The sequence below is a fragment of the Stenotrophomonas sp. YIM B06876 genome (assembly GCF_030711595.1).
Classification (GTDB): Bacteria; Pseudomonadota; Gammaproteobacteria; order Xanthomonadales; family Xanthomonadaceae; genus Stenotrophomonas.
On sequence record NZ_JAUJUJ010000573.1, the window covers coordinates 1 to 423 of the forward strand.

The 423-nt window shown below is 69.7% G+C and carries 1 protein-coding gene; it reads right to left on the minus strand.

Features of this window, described 5'->3' with window-relative positions:
- Positions 1-42: 42 nt before the first annotated feature.
- Positions 43-423: transketolase C-terminal domain-containing protein (locus tag QZH66_RS18525; protein WP_305807250.1), on the minus strand; the 381-nt coding region annotated here is incomplete at its 5' end.

Here is a 423-nt window from a genome sequence, read left to right on the forward strand (position 1 = left end):
CCTCGCCGATGTCGGGCATGCGGATGGCGTAGATACCCATGGTCAGACCTCCAGTGCGCGCTTGAGGGCCGCGCCCACGCGCGCCGGCCCGGGGAAGTAGGCCCATTCCTGGGCATGCGGATAGGGTGTGTCCCAGCCGGTCACGCGCTCTATGGGCGCTTCGAGGTGGTAGAAGCAGTGCTGCTGCACCAGCGCCACCAGCTCGCCGCCAAAGCCGCCCGTGCCCGTGGCCTCGTGCACCACGACGCAGCGGCCGGTCTTCTTGACCGAAGCGACGATGGTTGCCAGGTCCAGCGGCCAGATCGAGCGCAGGTCGATGATCTCGGCATCGATGCCGGCCTCGCGCGCCGCGCACTCCGACACCCAGACCATGGTGCCGTAGGTCAGCACCGTCACCGCCTTGCCGGGCCGCAGCACGGCGGC